Here is a 16,473-nt window from a genome sequence, read left to right as displayed (position 1 = left end):
TTCAGGCCTTTCCGCGCCACGGCACCACTCGGTGCTCGATTGTTCGTAGGAGCCCGTCGATGATCAGTCCGGACAGACCGATGGCGATGATGCCGACCAGGACGACGGGGGTGTTGTTGTAGTTGCTGGCGTCCTTGACCACGCCACCGATTCCGGGAATGCCGTTGAAGAGCTCGGCAGCGACCACGGAGGAATACGCGATGCCGACCGAAAGCCGCACGCCGGTGAAGGTCTCGGGCAGCGCCGAGGGTACGACGACGTCGCGGATCACCTCGGATCGCGAGGCCCCGAGCGCGCGCGCCGCCTCGATGAGACTCACCGGCGCGGCACTGACGGCGGCGGTGGTCGCCACCGCCGCGGGCGGTAGCGCGGCCAATGCCAGCAGCGTGATCTTCGGCGCCTCGTCGATGCCGAGCCAGATGACCAACAGAAAGAAGTAGGCCAGCGGCGGTAGAGCGCGCAGGAACGTGAGCCACGGTTCTAGCAGGCGTCGGAACCACCCCACCGTTCCCATCGCCAGACCGAGCAGCACGCCGAGGATCACGCCGATCGCCACACCTGCGAAAACCCGGCGCAGCGTCATGTACAGGTGTTCCCACCAGTAATAGTCGGCATAGCCGCGGATTCCGTCGTGCGTCGTGGACATGTCGACGAAGGCCTGCCACACGGTGCCCAGGCGCGGCACGAAGGTCTCACTCCAGATCCCGCTGACGGCGACGACCTGCCACACGGCGGCGAACAGCACCACCGAGAGCAACGGGAGTCCCACCCGGGTCAACAGCGATCGCGCGCGAGACGAACCGCCGGGCGACGTGCGCTCCGCCCCACCACCCGCTTCGTCCGGGGTGATGTCCACAAACAAGGTCACCGTGCATGTCTAGACATCGCGAACCCCGGCGGCCAGAGTTTTCCTCTCCGAGAGGAAAACTCCCGCCGGATGCATACGGATCCGGAGCGATGTGCTTGTGGCGTGGGGTTTCTCTGGTCGCGTCCGTGTGGGCGTTGCCTAGAACACGAACTGCGCGGTCACCTCGGCGACGCCGGCCAGCGCGGACTAGACGCGAGCGTGTAGCGCGACTCCGGCGGCTGTCCATCCGGGTTCGTCGTCGAGGTCGGCGTCGTGTGGACGCGCGTTCCACACGTCGTTCCACTCGGTGAGCTCCGCTGCCAGCTCGGGGTCGAGGCCCAGGCGCAATGGGTCGGCGGGGTAGTTCTCGGTGAAGTTCTCCCAGAGTGGTCCGGCGCCCCACTCGGGAAACATGCGGATGAGCCGCAGGTCGTCGGGAAGCACCACCGGTCGTGACTCTGCGGAGCGGGAGGCAAGATATCGCAGTTGCATCTCGGCTCGCCCTGCCCGCTCGACCCGTGTTCGAGCGGGCTCCCGATAGTCGTACCCCGACAGCCACACCAATCGCTCATGGTCGGCTCGATCGTCGCCGACAGCGAGCGACCACAACTCGTCCTGATCGGTGAAGAAGTAATCCGCGTCCGAGATCACCGTCGTCACATCACATCCGGAGCAGTCGAGGACCTCCGCGCGGCAACCGGCCCCGTCGCACTCGAAACCGAAGAGTCTCGAACGTGTCTCGCCACCGGTGTCATCGCCACCCGACCGCGCCGTGTTGCTGTTCGTCATCTCTTCACACCCCCGATCAGCCAGAATCTCACATACATCCAGCCGCCCTAAGCGACAAACCCTTTGCGACCGAGGTGCACGACAAGACGCCTGCGCGTCCGAGGTGCGGGAAGCGTACGCATGCTTCCTGATCCGAAAGAACCGCAAACCCCTGGTCCCTGAGGTGCGAGGAGCGCAAGCCGCCGGGCCGAGCAAGCGACGAAGGAGCGCGTCGAGGTCGACGAGAGGGTCCTATAGCTTGTCAAGTGCTCCGAGGTCGGTGGTGAGGTCGCGGAACACTTCGCGGGCGATGTATCGCTTGAGGCAGCGGAGGATGTCTTTCTTCGTTTTGTGTTCGGCGGAGCGGCGTTCGACGTAGGCGCGGGTGGGGGCGTGGGATTTCATGCGTCCGACCGCGATCATGTGCAGAGCGCTGTTGGCTTGCCGGTCCCCGCCCCGGTTGAGTCGGTGGCGGCTGGTTTTGCCTGAGGATGCCGGTAACGGTGCGGCGCCGACGAGTTTGGCGAACCGTGCCTCGGTGCCCATCCGCTCGACGTTGTCACCGGCGGTGATCACCAGGCGGGCGGCGGTGATCGGCCCGATCTGCGGGCGCGAGAGCAGGGTGGGTACCAGCTTGCTCAGCAGTCGTGTGAGTTCGCGGGCCAAAGACCGGGCTTGTTGTTGGGCGAGTCGGTGTCGGTCGAGCAGCGACCGCGCCGCGCGCACGAACGCCGCGGCCGGCGCGGACAGATCAGCTTTCTCGGCTGGTACCGGCAAGTCTTTGATGAATGCTGCCCGCTTGGCGATGGTGCGTGCCTGGCGCGCTTGATCGGCGTACTCGGCTGGTGCGGTGGTACACAGGTCACGGATCTGGTTACCGATGCGGGTGGCTTCCTCGACGGCCGAAGCCCTTGCCACGGTGAGCATCCGAACAGATTCGACCGCGCCTCGGGTGTCTTTGGCCACCGCGGTGGCGCGGCCGGTGATGGCTGCCATCGCTGCGGCGTAGGCATCGAGTTGATCGGTCTTACCGTGGGCGTAGCGGCGCGGCAGATCGGGGGTGTTGACCTCGATCACTCGCACCCCTTCGGCGGTGAGCATGCGGGTCAACCCGGCCCCGTAGGAGGCGCTCGATTCCACTGCGGCATCCTCGACGCGGCCGAAGCCACACGCCCACTGCCACAACTGGGTGTAGCCGGCGGTGGTGGTCGGGAACTCGCGATCGGCCAGCGGGCGGCCGTCGGTGGCGACGATCGCGGCGTGGTGGGTCTGTTGATGGGTGTCGACTCCGAGTACGACCACTTGCGTGGTCACTGCTGTCTCAGCCATTCTGGCGGTGTCTCCTTCACTGCGGTGTGGGATGACCTCACCGGGGCGGGTGGACAGGACAGTGAAGAGTCACGGCCTACCAGCCAGACAGGGTCCTAATCAGGTCACACCCGCCCCGGTCCTCACAGGTCACTTGGTGCAGGTGATCGACCGGAGTTCTGGGCCGACACATCTCGCCCATGACAGCACCGTCAGCCACGAAGTAAGTCAGACCCAAACCCGGTCAACCACCCACACCCATTCTCACTGCCACGAAGGGCCCTGATGAGGCACCTTGCGAGCCCTTCGTGGCTCGCTTCGCTCGCACCTCAGCAAGCAGAAGTCTGAACGCTCACGAGTGCTTTTCGTAGTCCACAACGGCCGCCAGGCCGTACTTACTGAGGTGCAAGAAACGAACCCTCCCCCGCTCCCCGAGACGGGAGAAGCGCAAGCACCGACCCCCTCCGTCCCCCGAGGCGCGACGAGCGCAAGCGACGAGCCTCGAAGGGGTCTACACCCCAGGCCGAACTCAAAACCGCTCGCAATCAGGCCGATCGAACGTGAACCGAATTGCGGGACGAGTGTGACTGGAGTACACCTTTGTCAACAATCCACGCCCACTCAACGCGAATCGACGCACAGACGACGAAATATGCTGCACAGTCGATGAATTCGTGGTTCTCGGCCTGTGGAATTTTCTCGAAATCGAACGAATGTTGCGGTACCTTGGAGTCATGCCAGAGCTCGCCACCCTCCTCGATCAGCTCATCGAAACCACCCCACCCGCCGACGACCCAACCGGCAGAGCAACATTCGACGCCCTCGAGACACTGCGCCTGATCCGCAACACCGTCGACCACCAGATCGTCACCCACACAGCGCAACTCGACGACCTCTGTGTCGCCCAGAAAGCGGGCAGCACCACCAAGAAACTGCTGATCGAGTCAGGCCATGCCCCGGTCGCCGCTCTTCGCACCATGCGCAGTGTCGACGCCCTGCCCAACCTGCCCGCTTTGGCGCGTCACGCGGCCGACGGGCGGCTGTCCAGCGAGATCGTCGACGCCATCGTCCGAGGCATGCACCAGATCGACAAGCGTTGTGGTGAGGCGCTTTCCGACGACAAGCGCTCACGGTATGAGCTCGAACTCATCGCCCAAGCACTGTCCGGTGCGACGCCGACGCAAGTACTCAAGCATGCCCGAGCCATCGTCAACACTCTGGCGGACACCTCCGACACCAGCGTACCGGCCGCCGACGACCCATCGCTGAACGCGGTCAACGCGCACACCACCGACGACGGTCGCGTCGAAATCCGGGCCGACCTCACCCAGATCGTCGGCGAGAAGTTCCAGGCCATGATCGACGAACGATCGTGTCCACGGCCCGAACCCGACGGCACCGAGGACCGGCGCACCGCCGAGCAACGCCGCGCCGACGCCTTCGAACTGATCCTCGATCAAGCAGCGATCGGCGCCACCCTCGACACCGTCGGAAGCCCACGCACGCAACTGATGCTGACGATCCCCGCGACCGGAGACCTGGCGACGCTGCCGTGGACCGGATCGGTCAGCCATGCCACCGCGAAACAGGTCTCCTGCGACGGATCCGTGACCGAGATCGTCCTCGACCGTGAGGGCGTACCACTACAGATGGGTCACACCCGCCGGTTGTATCCGGCACACTTACGCAAAGCAGTGATCGTGCGCGACGCGTGTTGCGTCAAATGCGGTGCACCACCGTCACATACCCAGGTCCACCACATCAAGTCGTGGGCCGACGGCGGACCCACCGACCTCGACAACGGCTGCCTGCTCTGCCAACGCTGCCACACCCAGGTCCACCACCACGGCTGGGACATCGTGATGGGTTTCGACCGTCATCCCTGGCTCGTCCCACCCGCGACCATCGATCCGCAGCGCCGACCACTACCCGCCTACAACAGACGCACCATGCGACTCGACGACGCCGCCTGACCGCTGCCGCCACAGACCACCAGACTTTCGCGTAGCACCTTCCGCACCCGGGCCACACCCGGGACCGCATCCGTCCCTTGACAACTCCACAGTGACACTGCAGTCGGCTCCGTTCCCGGTCGGATCGTGGACCGGGAACGGGGCCGTACTGTGACACCCTCGCCGCTACTCCGCCCTTGCACCTGGACCACATGCGGGCTGACGGCCGCCGTGAACTGCCAAATGGGCTGCCGCCCCGTCAGTGGGCCGCGATACTTCCGACTGCGGCAAATCGATGTCCGGTAGCGCACCCTGTTGGGCAGCTTCACCTGCAGGCCGAAGTTCCTCTTAGACAACTGCGCCCAATGGAAAGACCGGCATCGCTGTATGCCCGTGCCCCCGACATTGAAGCGCTCCTTCGGCCGAACGTGCGCTACTGACAACATACGCAACCGATCCGCGGAAGCGTGGCTGCCCCACCCCCGGCCGCAAGGCTCAACCGAGGAGCGCAGTCGACCTCGACCGGCGGGACTGTCTCGCATACCTGCCCCGACTTGTGACCGACAGACTGCAACTCGACTCCCAGACCTCGATCGAAGTCTGCCGGTCGAGTTGAAGTTTGCCGGTCGCCGGACCCTTCGTGGCTCGTCGCTGCGCTCCTCGCACCTCAGGGAGCAGGGGCTGACGCGCCCTCCGCAAGCTCCGGACGCACCTCAGGGAGCAGGGGCTGACGCGCCCTCCGCAAGCTCCGGACGCACCTCAGGGAGCAGGGGCTGACGCGGGCACACCGACGACAACCGCCTGCTCATCACGCCGACGTCAGCTGACCGCGAGCCACGCCGCGAGTCCGAGCCCGCACACCCCGACCACGATCCGGAGCGGCCCGGGCGGCAGCCGTTTCACGACAGGCGGGCCGCACCACCCGCCGGCAAGACAGCCGACGGCCATGGCGAGCGCCGCCCACCAGTCGACGGGACCCCAGATCATGAAACCGATGGCAGCGACGGTGTTGGCGATGCCGAGGAACAACGACTTGGACAACGCTGCGCGCCACAATGGTTCGCTGGTCACCACGAGCATCAGCGCGAGGATCATGATGCCGGCGCCCGCCCCGAAGTACCCGCCGTACACCGAGATCAGCGTCAGGCCCAGGATGAACACCCAGGGACGCTCGACGTGCGAGGTGGCCCACCGCCGCAGAACCGGTTGCGCCAACAGGGCGATCGCGGCGATCGCCACCAGGAACGGCACAACGGCTTCGAACGCCTCGGCCGGCGTCGACAGCAACAGCACCGCCCCGACCGTGCCGCCGATGAGCGAGGCGATCGCGCCGATGATCAGCCGCCTGCGGTCACCGTCGAGGAGGGAGCGTCCCGACTGTGCGGTACTGCCAACCCCGACGGCGACCAGCGCGACCGTGTTCGTGACATTGGCCGCGATCGGACTGAGTCCGACCGCGAGCAGTGCGGGATAGCTGACGATCGACGCCAGCCCGGTGATGTAGCCGATCAGGCCGGCGCCGAAACCGGCGACGACCAGTAGAGCGAGATCAGTGAGCGAAATGACGCGCCCCGGTGAGGTAGAGCGTCACGCCCGCCTCGTCGGCCGCCTCGATCACCTCGTTGTCGCGAATCGAACCGCCCGGCTGCGCAACGGCTTTCACCCCGGCCGACAGCAGTACCTGCAGTCCGTCCGGGAAGGGGAAGAACGCGTCCGACGCCCCGACGCTCCCCGCCGCCCGGTCACCGGCGCGTTGCACGGCCAGGTGCGCGGAGTCGACGCGATTGACCTGGCCCATACCGACGCCGACCGACGCACCGTCGGACGCCAGCAGGATGGCGTTGGACTTCACCGAACGGCACGCACGCCAGGCGAACTCGAGGTCGGCAAGGGTCTGGTTGTCGGCCGGCGGACCCGCCACGAGGTTCCAGTTGGCCGGATTGTCGCCGTCGGCGTCGAGGACGTCGCGCTGCTGCATCAGCAGTCCGCCCGACACCGGCTTCGTCTCGATCCCGGTCGCCGCCGGCGGGGTGGCCACCAGGACGCGGATGTTCTTCTTACGGGTCAGTACCGAGAGCGCACCGTCGGCGAAGCCGGGCGCGACGATCACCTCGGTGAAGATCTCGGCGACCTGCTCGGCCATCGCCACGGTGATCTCACGATTGGCGGCTATGACACCGCCGTAGGCGCTGACGGGATCGCACGCGTGCGCCTTGCGATGTGCCTCCGCGATGTCGGCGCCGATGGCGATGCCACACGGGTTGGCGTGCTTGATGATCGCGACCGCCGGGGCATCGAAGTCGTAGGAAGCGCGCCACGCGGCGTCGGCGTCGGTGTAGTTGTTGTAGCTCATCTCCTTGCCGTGGAGCTGCTCGGCGGTCGCAACCCCGCCGGCCCCGGCGTTACCGACATACAGTGCGGCCGGCTGGTGCGGGTTCTCGCCGTAACGCAGCACCGCGGAGCGGGTCCAGGTCGCACCGGCCCACGCCGGGAACTGCGACTCGTCCTCGGGCGCAACCACACTCGACATCCACGACGCGACCGCGACGTCATAGTCCGCGGTGTGCCGGAAAGCCTTTGCCGCGAGCTTCTTCCGGTCGACGAGCGAGAACCCGTCGGCCGTGAGGGCCTCGGTCACCAGCGAGTAGTCATCGGGATCGACCACGACGGCGACCGACGGGTGGTTCTTCGCGGCCCCACGCACCATCGACGGGCCGCCGATGTCGATTTGCTCGATGCACTCGTCCGGAGTCGCACCGGACGCCACCGTCTCGGTGAACGGATAGAGATTGACGACGACGAGATCGAATGCGGCGACGCCCAGTTCGTCGAGCTGAGCCACATGATCGGACTTACGGGTATCGGCGAGGATGCCCGCGTGCACCTTGGGGTGCAGGGTCTTGACGCGGCCGTCGAGGCACTCGGGGAAGCCCGTCAGCGTGGACACCTCCACGACCGGCACGCCCGCGCCGGCGATGGTCTTCGCGGTGGACCCGGTGGACACGATCTCCACTCCGGCCGCGTGTAGTGCCGTCGCGAGGTCGGCGAGACCGCTCTTGTCGTAGACACTCACCAGCGCGCGCCGAATCGGTCGACGAGAGCTGTCAGAGCTGGGTGCGTTCACGGGATGCGGGCCTTTCGTCCATCGATGACTACTCCTCTGGTGACCAGTGCGGTCACCACGTCGGCGAGCAACACGCGCTCGACCGTCTTGATTCGCTCGTGCAGGGTGTCGGCGGTGTCGTCGTCGACGACGCTGACCACCTGTTGCGCCAGAATCGGGCCGGTGTCCACGCCCTCGTCGACAAGATGGACCGTCGCGCCGGTGACCTTGACGCCGTAGTCGAGCGCCTCGGCGACCCCGTGGGCGCCCGGAAACGCGGGTAGCAGCGCCGGATGACTGTTGACGACGCGACCGCCGAACCGGCCGAGAAAAGCCGGGCCGAGGATCTTCATGAAACCGGCGGTCACCACCCACTCCGGCTCGATCGCGGCGACCTCGTCGGTCAGCGCACGATCCCACGTCGCACGGTCGGCGTGGTCGGCGACACGGCAGGTGATGAGCGGGATGTCGTGGCGCTGCGCGACCTCTTGCGCCCGGCACGAGCGGTCGACCACGATCGCCGCGACACGGAACGGGGCATCCTCGTCACCGGCGCGCGCGATCAGCGATTCCAGCAGCGAACCGGTGCCCGACGCCATCACCACCAGCGGGGTGCGACCAGGTGCCGTCGGGGATGTCACGTCGTCGAGACTAATCGCCGCACGTTGGGCTGCCCGCGCCGGGTGGCGCCGCCGGGGCACGCCCGGGAAGCGCGCTGTCAGCGTTGCCGTGAGGCCCCGTGCGAACCGGGATGGAGGTCGTGATCCACGTCGACCGCGAGATCCGCCACGTCGAGATCGTCGTCGTACACGCGGTTCTTCGCCGGCGCGCGCCCGGATGCGGTGTCGAGATCAGAGTCGTCCGGGTCCGACCCGGCGACGTACTCCGCGTCGTCGTCCGCGAGGTCAGCGTCCCCGAATTCACCGTCGTCGAACTCGCCGTCGTCGTACTCCGAATCCTCGTACTCCGAATCCTCGAATTCGCCGTCCTCGACCTCGGAGTACTCGGCGTACTCGTCGTCCTCGTCCAGATCGGTGACGATGACGTATTCGTCTTCGTAACCGAGGTCGAGGGGATCCTCGAAGTACTCATCGCCGACAGCGAGACGTGCCGCTCGGGTCGACGGCAGGAAGGCGTACACGAGCACGATGAGCAGGCCGACGACCGCGATCCAACCCAGCGTGAAGACCCCGGCCGCCGACACCGTCACGACGACCTCGCCGAACTCCCCCAGCGTTCCACCCGCCGAGACGGTGAGAACGGCGACCACCGAGGCCGCGACCGCCGCGGCGACACCCACCGAACGCACGTGGGCCATGGGATCGAGGTCGCGGCATCGCCAGCCGACGAACGCGGCGACCCCGGCCGGCACGAGCAGTCCGGCGAATCCCCACGCCCCGGCACCCGGCCCGTCGGGAAGGACCGCGAGAACCGGGACGGGCGGGACGGCGTCACCGCGGACCGTGAACAGGTCGACGGTCGTCGCACCGATCTGGACGTCGGAACCCACGAGCACCGCCATCGCGGCGACCATCACGTTCGGGAGGTAGAGCATCGACAGCAGGGTGAGTCCCAGGAACCCATCGAAGTCGTAACCGGTCTCGATCAGTTCACCGATCTGCCCGTGCCTCATCAACATGCGCAGACACACCAGCACGGCTCCGGCCACCAGTAGCAGCATGGCCGCCACCAGCCCGTACCGGAAACCGCGACGATCGGCGTGGGTCACACCCCCGCGGACGGCGAAGTCGCGTCGTCGGCTCCACACGACACCGGCGACCGCCGCACCGCCGTGTACGCCGAGGGTGTAGAGGAACGCGAGCAGCGCGTTGGGCGTCTGCACCGGCAGGACCGACCCGCCGTCCATGACGACCGCCAGGGACATCGCGGTGATGAGAACGGGACCGCTCACCGCCGAGAACACGACGGCGCCGAGGTCGAACAGGTCGTGCCGATCGCGTTCGTTCGAGTTCGTGCCACCGGCGACGGCCCGGGCCGTCAGCCAGGCAGTGCCGGCGGCGACCGCCAGCGTCGGCAACAGCGGCAGCACACCTACGGTGACCCCGCTGATCGTGACCGGCACCTGGTGGACGGCCAGCCAGCCCGAGGCGATCGCACTCGGCAGTCCGGTCAGGCCGCTGCCGGCCAGCAGCAGCACCGAGAGCATCACGACGATCAGCGTCACCAGCGCTATCGCGGGAACGGTGAACGCGACAACCGCGAGCTGCCGGGCCGAGCCCTCGGCCGCCGTGCGCTGCGCACGACGTGATCGCCGCAGGTTACGCAGCTGCGACGCCAGATTGTCCGTGGTCGGGTCCGACTTGAGGGAGGGCATCGTCATGAGCCTGACACGGTCCCGGCCGAGGCCGTCGTAGACGCGCCGAGCGGGCTGCGAAAGGGAGTCAGCTCACCGTGTGGCTTCGACTCGGCTCGTCGCTGCGCTCCTCACCGGCTCAACCAGCGGGGGCCGGCTTGGCCGACGGCGAAACACAGAGCCCCGTCGACCGATGGTCGACGGGGCACTGTGGGGTTCTGTCAGTTGCCGCTGCCGGTGGGCGGTTCCGGCTTCTGGAAGACCGTGGTCGAGTGGTCTCCGGCCGGGGTGTCGGTGCCCGAGGGGCCAGCGGATCCACCGGGCGCGGCCGGGGATGCGCCCGAGGCGCCGGCCGCGTACTGGCCGGGTCGGTAGTCCCCGTAGCCCGACTCGCCGTGACCGGAGGCCGATGCCGACGATTCGCTCGCACCGCCGGAGTAACCGCTCTGACCGGCGGTCGACGCGCCCGACGACTGCGAGTAGGCCGACGGGTCGTAGTTCGCCGACGACTGCTGGCCGTATTGAGCCTGCGCGCTGCCGGTGCCGTAGGCGGTGGTCTGCGCGTCGCCGTAGCCACCGGTCTGCTGGTGAGCGCCGGTGTCGGACTGCGCGGCCGACGAGCCGGGGGCCACCGCTGCGGTTGCCGAGCCCACCGCGGGCGCCACCTTGATGACGCCGGCGTCGACGAGCAACCACACGACTGCGAGGACCGCGGACAGGAGGGTGAAGATCAGCAGCACGATCGCCCCGGCACCGTTGTCGTCGATGTTGAGGAACTGGAACAGCGTGATCAGGAACGAGGTGATCGCCAGCGACGCCACGATCGGCGCCGCAGGCACCTTGATGCCCGGGATCAGCGAGATGAGCGCCAGGATTCCGGCAACGCTGATCAGCGTGTACGGCGCGTTGTACTGGGTCTGGAACAGCTTGAGCGCGAAGTCATAGGTCTCGGCGGCGGACAGGAACCCGCTGAAGAGGACGATGAGGCCGAAGGCGCCGATCGCGGCGGCGAGGAGAACCGGGGTGATGGCCGGCAGTCCCTGACTCGGCGCCTTGGTCGGCTGCGGGGAGTATCCGTACTGACCGTAGCCCTGCTGGCCCTGCTGGTCCTGGCCGTATCCGGGTTGGCCGTACCCCTGCTGGCCATATCCCTGCGCGGGGCTCTGGCCGTAACCCGGCTGCCCCTGGCCGTAGGACTGTCCGCTCTGACCGTACCGCTGACCCCCGTACTGCTGACCCCCGTACTGCTGGGCCTGACCGTACTGGTCCGAGCCGGGCGCGGGGCTCGCCTGCGGACCCGTGTTGTGCGCGCCGGACTGGGGATATCCGGATTGATTGCCGTACTGGCCGTAGGACTGGCCGGACTCGGGCTGCTGCTGCCCGTAGCCGCCGGGTGGGTAGGTCATGACGATCTCCTGGTCGGGTCGGTCGGTCAGGATCAGCGGGTCGCGTCGAGGTGACGGCGTCCGGCCGTCGCCCCCCACGAGCGCAGAACTATCGACCACGCTAGTACACATACCCGCCGGGTCCGATGACCCTTGCACATCGGGGTCGCCCCGCCGGGCCAGAATCCCGCTCACCAGCGATGCGCGCGCCCTTGCTCGGCGTACCAGTTGATCAGCGCGTAGTCGTCGACCGCCTTGGGGTCGATGTTGACCTCGGAACGGCCCGCCAGAATCGCGGTGACCGGAACCTCGAGCTTCTTTCCGGTCCGGGTGTGCGGAATCCCGGGGGCCTCGATGACCTCGTCGGGCACATGGCGTTTGGAGAGGCGGTCGCGGACCGCGCCCGCGATCCGGCCGATCAGCGCGTCGTCGAGCGTCGCGCCGGGGACCAGGGTGACGAACAGCGGCATCCAATAGGCGCCGTCCGGTCCGTCGACACCGAGCACGAAGGCCTCGGCGATCTCGTCGAGCGCTTCGACGACCTCGTAGATGTCGGCCGATCCCATCCGGATCCCGTGGCGGTTCAACGTTGCGTCGCTGCGGCCGTGGATCACGAGCGACCCGCGTTCGGTCACCGTCACCCAGTCGCCGTGCCGCCAGACCGGCCTCTCCGGATTCGACGCACCGCCCTCCCATTCGTGGGCGAAATAAGCCGCGCGGTAGCGCGCACCGTCGGGATCGTCCCAGAAGCTCACGGGCATCGACGGCATCGGCGCGGTGACGACGAGTTCACCCACCTCCCCCACCAGCGGGCGGGCATCGGGCGACCAACTCTCCAGTGCCACACCGAGGTAGCGCACCGACAGCTCCCCCGGGACGACCGGTACACCGGTGGAGCCGCCGGCGAATGCGGACACGATGTCGGTGCCGCCGCTGATCGACGAGATGGGCAACCCGGACCCGACGTGGTCGTCGACCCAGGTGAAAAGATCTGCGGCGAGCGATGATCCGGTACTCCCGAGAGTGCGCAACCGACCGAGGTCGTGCCGGCGACCCGGTTCCAGACCCGCCTTCCGCGAGGCCTGCAGCTGACCGGGACTCGTGCCGAAGTAGGTGACGTGCTCGTCGTCGACGACCTGCCACAGGCGGTCGGCGTCCGGGTACAGGGGCGAGCCGCTGTAACAGACGATCCGCGAACCGCAGAGAAGTCCGGCGACCTGATAGTTCCACATCATCCAGCTGAGGGCCGTCTGCCAGAAGAACACGTCGTCTGCCGACAGATCGCCGTGCAGCGCACCGGCTTTCAGGTGCTCCAGCAGGACTCCCCCGTGTCCGTGCACGATGCCCTTGGGGCGTCCGGTGGTGCCAGAACTGAACAGCACCCAGAGCGGATGGTCGAAGGGCACCTTGACGGGGTGGAAATCGCCGGGGTCGCTGGTGACGGCATCGACATAGTCGAGGGCCGACGAGGACTCCGCGGTCGCGCCGATCGTGATGTGCGCGAACAGTTCCGGCAGTAGCCCGGCGAGCTCGGCGCTGTCGGCGCGCTTGTCGACGACCTTGCCGTTGTAGCGATATCCGGCGGCGGTGAACAGGACCTTGGGTGCGAGTTGGCCTAGTCGACCGGCTGCCCCCTGCGGGGCATAGTCCTGTCCACATCCGGTCCAGATCGCGCCCAGGGATGCGGTGGCCAGGAAGGCGATGACGGCCTCCGGGATGTCGGGGAGGTAGGCGGCCACCACGTCCCCCGACCCCACTCCGCGCGCACGCAGGGTCGCGGCCAGGCCCGCGACCTGCGCCGGCAGTTCCGCCCACGCGATCTCGGAACGGTCACCGGCCTCGTCGATGCCCACGATCGCGGCGCCGGGCAGGGCGGCGTGCCGCAGGATCTGATCGACGTAGTTCAGCCGCATCCCGGGGAACCAGACCGCACCGGGCATCCGGTCGTCGGCGAGCACCGCCTCGTCCCCGGGCCCGAGCGGTTCCGCGGCGAGGGCGTCGAGGTCGAAGAATTCCCATACGGCACGCCAGAACCGGGCCGGGTGTTCCACCGACCACGACCACAGATCGCCGTAATAGTCTGTGTCGGTCTCGAACCGCCCGGTCTCGAAACGCTCGGCGACGAAGCGGCCGAACCGGTCCATCAGGGTGCTCGTGACCCGCTCCGCAGTCCTCGACGTGGTCATCGCAACTGCTCGAGGATCGAGACCGCCTCGTCGCGCATCGCCACCTTGCGGACCTTCCCGGTGACGGTCATCGGGAACTCTTCGACCACATGGACGTACCGCGGGATCTTGTGTCGCGCGATCTTGCCGGTCGCGAACTCGCGCAGGTCGTCGGCGGTGAACTCGGTGGCGGTGTCGCGCAACCGCACCCAGGCCATCAGCTCCTCGCCGTATTTCACGTCGGGTACCCCGATCACCTGGGCGTCGAGGATGTCGGGATGGGTGTAGAGGAACTCCTCGATCTCGCGCGGGTAGATGTTCTCCCCGCCGCGGATCACCATGTCCTTGATGCGCCCGGTGATCCGGACGTAACCGTTCTCGTCCATGTCGGCGAGGTCGCCGGTGTGCATCCAGCCGTCGGCGTCGATGGCCTCGGCCGTCTTCTCCGGGTCGTTCCAGTAACCGGTCATCACTGAGTAACCGCGCGTACACAATTCGCCCGTCTCGCCGCGCGCCGAGGTCTCCCCGGTTCCGGGATCGACGACCTTGATCTCCAGATGTGGGCCGACCCGCCCGACGGTGGTCACGCGCAACTCGAGGGGATCGTCGACCCGCGTCTGCGTCGACACCGGCGACGTCTCGGTCATGCCGTAACAGATCGACACCTCACGCATGTGCATGCGGTCGACGACCTGCCGCATGACGTACTCGGGGCACGGCGACCCCGCCATGATGCCGGTGCGCAGGCTCGACAGGTCGATGTCGCGCCCGTCGTCGAGCAGGCCGAGTTCGGCGATGAACATGGTGGGCACGCCGTAGAGGCTGGTGCAGCGGTACTCCGCGACCGCCTCGAGGGTGGCCCGCGGGTCGAAGGCCGGCGCCGGAATCACCATCGCCGCGCCGTGACTCGTCGCCGCGAGGTTACCCATCACCATGCCGAAGCAGTGGTAGAAGGGCACGGGTAGGCAGATCCGGTCGTCGGCGGTGTAGTTCAGCAGTTCGCCGACGAGGTACCCGTTGTTCCCGATGTTCCGGTGCGACAGCGTCGCACCCTTCGGGAAACCCGTTGTACCCGAGGTGTACTGGATGTTGATCGGGTCGTCGGGTGAGAGCGACGCAGCGATCTCGTCGACGCGTGTGAGCTCGTCGGCGCTCGGCTCGACACACAGCGCATCCCAGCCGGGGGATTCGAACAGGACCACTTCGCGCAGCTCCGGGCACTGTGGCCGGGCCTGGTCGAGCATCGTCGAATAGGCCGAGTCCTTGAAGCTCTCGGCGGCCAGGACGACGCTCGTCCCGGACTGCTGCAGCGCGTACTCGATCTCGTTCTGCCGGTACGCGGGATTGAGATTGACCAGCACGGCGCCGATCTCGGCCGCGGCGTACTGGGTCAACACCCATTCGAACCGGTTCGGCGACCACAGCCCGACGCGGTCGCCGACCGACACGCCGAGTCGTAGCAGTCCGGCCGCGAGCGCGCGTACGTCACGGTGGAACTCGGTGTATCGCCATTCCCGCCGTGCGGCGGCGTCGATCAACGCGGTTCGCTCGCCGTGGTCCGCGACGGTTCGGGCCAGGGTGGCTCCGATGGTCTCGGTGAGCAGTGCCGGTGTCTCCTCACCGCGCGTGTGTGCAGGCTTCGGGTGCGCCTCGGTGCTCATGTTCTCGCTCCGGTCTGTTCTCGGGGGGTGGATGCCCGGATGGTCGGGGGCTTCGTCAGTTCTCGGGGGCGGGATCGGTACGCGTACCGCTCACACGGGACAGGACGACCTCCGCCTGGCGCAGGACCGGCCCGTCGATCATCTGACCGTCGAGGCTGAACACCCCGCCCGCGTGTTCGGCCGCACCGTCGAGGACCTTGCGCGCCCACTCGACCGCCTCGTCCGACGGGCGGTAACCGTTCCGGATGTGATCGACCTGGGACGGATGGATGCATGCGGTCGCGGTGTAACCCAGGGCCACCGCGTCGCGGACCTCGGCGACGAGTCCGTCGACGTCGGAGATGTCGAGGTGCACCGAGTCGACGGCGAACTTCCCGTACGCGGCGGCCGCGATGCGGACCATCGACCGGACCCAACTCGCGACGTCCCGGTACTCACCCGGCCGGGCTTCACCCGGACCGAACCGGCTCGACGTGCCGCCGAGGCCCGCGACGAGATCCTCTGCCCCCCACATCAGTCCGATGCAGTTGGAGGTGGCGGCGATGTCGCGGGCGCGGGTCGCGCCGAGCGGCGTCTCGATCAGTGCGATCGTCTGGAACGCGGTGTCCAGGATCGAGGACACGTCCTCGGCCTTGGCCTGCATCACCACCCGGTAGTTCGTCTCCGAGACGGCGGCGAGATCGCGCCGGTAGTCGCCGGTACCGGCCGGGTTGATCCGCACGATGGTGCGGTCCGGATCGACCGGATTGGCGACGAGAGCCTCCCGGGCTGCGGCGCGGTTCGTCGGCGACACCGCGTCCTCGAGGTCGAGGATGACGACGTCGGCCCGGTCGAGGGCCTTCTGGCATCGCTCGGGACGGTCCGCCGGGCAGAACAACATCGCCGGCCCGGGCGGCAGCCACGCGTTGGTGAGCTGCCCCGACAGTCCGGAACCCGCGACCGGGCCGCCGGGTGGGTCCTCGAAGAACAT

12 protein-coding genes are annotated in these 16,473 nt (G+C 67.6%); 1 reads left to right on the top strand and 11 read right to left on the bottom strand.

What is annotated here, in order from left to right; genetic code table 11:
- Window position 1: 1 nt before the first annotated feature.
- The 3 genes from LEL84_RS21720 to LEL84_RS21710 all read right to left on the bottom strand — a co-directional run bounded on the left by LEL84_RS21720 (window position 2) and on the right by LEL84_RS21710 (window position 2,944).
- Window positions 2-868: an ABC transporter permease gene (locus LEL84_RS21720; RefSeq protein WP_159370340.1), complete on the bottom strand. Its 867-nt coding sequence runs from the start codon at window positions 866-868 to the stop codon at window positions 2-4.
- Between the two features lie 186 nt (window positions 869-1,054).
- A complete protein-coding gene (locus tag LEL84_RS21715) occupies window positions 1,055-1,636 on the bottom strand; it encodes a hypothetical protein (protein WP_226512753.1) in 582 nt (193 codons plus the stop codon).
- Window positions 1,637-1,867: 231 nt separating this feature from the next.
- Entirely contained in the window at window positions 1,868-2,944 is a 1,077-nt protein-coding gene (locus tag LEL84_RS21710) for an IS110 family transposase (RefSeq protein WP_165630353.1), read from the bottom strand.
- 692 nt (window positions 2,945-3,636) lie between these two features.
- Here LEL84_RS21710 and LEL84_RS21705 point away from each other — a divergent pair.
- Window positions 3,637-4,896 (top strand): HNH endonuclease signature motif containing protein, encoded by a 1,260-nt coding sequence (locus LEL84_RS21705; RefSeq protein ID WP_226512752.1) that lies wholly within the window; start codon window positions 3,637-3,639, stop codon window positions 4,894-4,896.
- 798 nt (window positions 4,897-5,694) lie between these two features.
- On the opposite strand, the gene LEL84_RS21700 is transcribed toward LEL84_RS21705, so the two are convergent.
- The 8 genes from LEL84_RS21700 to LEL84_RS21665 all read right to left on the bottom strand — a co-directional run bounded on the left by LEL84_RS21700 (window position 5,695) and on the right by LEL84_RS21665 (window position 16,473).
- The gene (locus LEL84_RS21700; RefSeq protein WP_226514383.1) at window positions 5,695-6,438 is read right to left on the bottom strand and encodes a sulfite exporter TauE/SafE family protein; all 744 of its coding nucleotides are present in this window, start codon (window positions 6,436-6,438) and stop codon (window positions 5,695-5,697) included.
- The gene (gene purH / locus LEL84_RS21695) at window positions 6,425-7,999 is read right to left on the bottom strand and encodes a bifunctional phosphoribosylaminoimidazolecarboxamide formyltransferase/IMP cyclohydrolase (RefSeq protein ID WP_226512751.1); all 1,575 of its coding nucleotides are present in this window, start codon (window positions 7,997-7,999) and stop codon (window positions 6,425-6,427) included. The genes LEL84_RS21700 and purH overlap by 14 nt, the downstream gene beginning before the upstream one ends.
- Window positions 7,996-8,619 carry a phosphoribosylglycinamide formyltransferase gene (gene purN / locus LEL84_RS21690; protein ID WP_226512750.1) on the bottom strand — a complete coding sequence of 208 codons (624 nt, stop codon included), beginning with the start codon at window positions 8,617-8,619 and terminating at the stop codon, window positions 7,996-7,998. Before purN ends, purH begins: the two co-directional genes overlap by 4 nt.
- Window positions 8,620-8,696: 77 nt before the next feature.
- Complete coding sequence (locus tag LEL84_RS21685; protein WP_413466887.1) at window positions 8,697-10,319, bottom strand: DUF6350 family protein; 1,623 nt, start codon at window positions 10,317-10,319, stop codon at window positions 8,697-8,699.
- Between the two features lie 194 nt (window positions 10,320-10,513).
- Window positions 10,514-11,698, bottom strand: coding sequence for a DUF5336 domain-containing protein (locus LEL84_RS21680; protein WP_068972642.1), 1,185 nt, complete (start codon window positions 11,696-11,698; stop codon window positions 10,514-10,516).
- Window positions 11,699-11,868: 170 nt separating this feature from the next.
- Complete coding sequence (locus LEL84_RS21675) at window positions 11,869-13,863, bottom strand: acetoacetate--CoA ligase (protein WP_137808932.1); 1,995 nt, start codon at window positions 13,861-13,863, stop codon at window positions 11,869-11,871.
- A complete protein-coding gene (locus LEL84_RS21670; RefSeq protein ID WP_137808933.1) occupies window positions 13,860-15,503 on the bottom strand; it encodes an AMP-binding protein in 1,644 nt (547 codons plus the stop codon). The genes LEL84_RS21675 and LEL84_RS21670 overlap by 4 nt, the downstream gene beginning before the upstream one ends.
- 55 nt (window positions 15,504-15,558) lie before the next feature.
- The gene (locus LEL84_RS21665) at window positions 15,559-16,473 is read right to left on the bottom strand and encodes a CoA ester lyase (protein ID WP_319005251.1); all 915 of its coding nucleotides are present in this window, start codon (window positions 16,471-16,473) and stop codon (window positions 15,559-15,561) included.

The sequence above is a fragment of the Gordonia sp. WA4-43 genome, from assembly GCF_020520305.1.
GTDB classification, from domain to species: Bacteria; Actinomycetota; Actinomycetes; order Mycobacteriales; family Mycobacteriaceae; genus Gordonia; species Gordonia hongkongensis.
The sequence above is the reverse complement of the archived record's forward strand: the minus strand, read 5'-3'. Positions and strand labels throughout refer to the sequence as shown.

Coding starts and splice junctions, on each gene's coding strand:
- LEL84_RS21715 (WP_226512753.1), bottom strand. CDS start 1,636: ATGACGAACAGCAACACGGCGCGGTCGGGTGGCGATGACACCGGTGGC.
- LEL84_RS21680 (WP_068972642.1), bottom strand. CDS start 11,698: ATGACCTACCCACCCGGCGGCTACGGGCAGCAGCAGCCCGAGTCCGGC.
- LEL84_RS21665 (WP_319005251.1), bottom strand. CDS start 16,473: ATGTTCTTCGAGGACCCACCCGGCGGCCCGGTCGCGGGTTCCGGACTG.
- LEL84_RS21670 (WP_137808933.1), bottom strand. CDS start 15,503: ATGAGCACCGAGGCGCACCCGAAGCCTGCACACACGCGCGGTGAGGAG.
- LEL84_RS21705 (WP_226512752.1), top strand. CDS start 3,637: ATGTTGCGGTACCTTGGAGTCATGCCAGAGCTCGCCACCCTCCTCGAT.
- LEL84_RS21685 (WP_413466887.1), bottom strand. CDS start 10,319: ATGACGATGCCCTCCCTCAAGTCGGACCCGACCACGGACAATCTGGCG.
- LEL84_RS21710 (WP_165630353.1), bottom strand. CDS start 2,944: ATGGCTGAGACAGCAGTGACCACGCAAGTGGTCGTACTCGGAGTCGAC.
- LEL84_RS21675 (WP_137808932.1), bottom strand. CDS start 13,863: ATGACCACGTCGAGGACTGCGGAGCGGGTCACGAGCACCCTGATGGAC.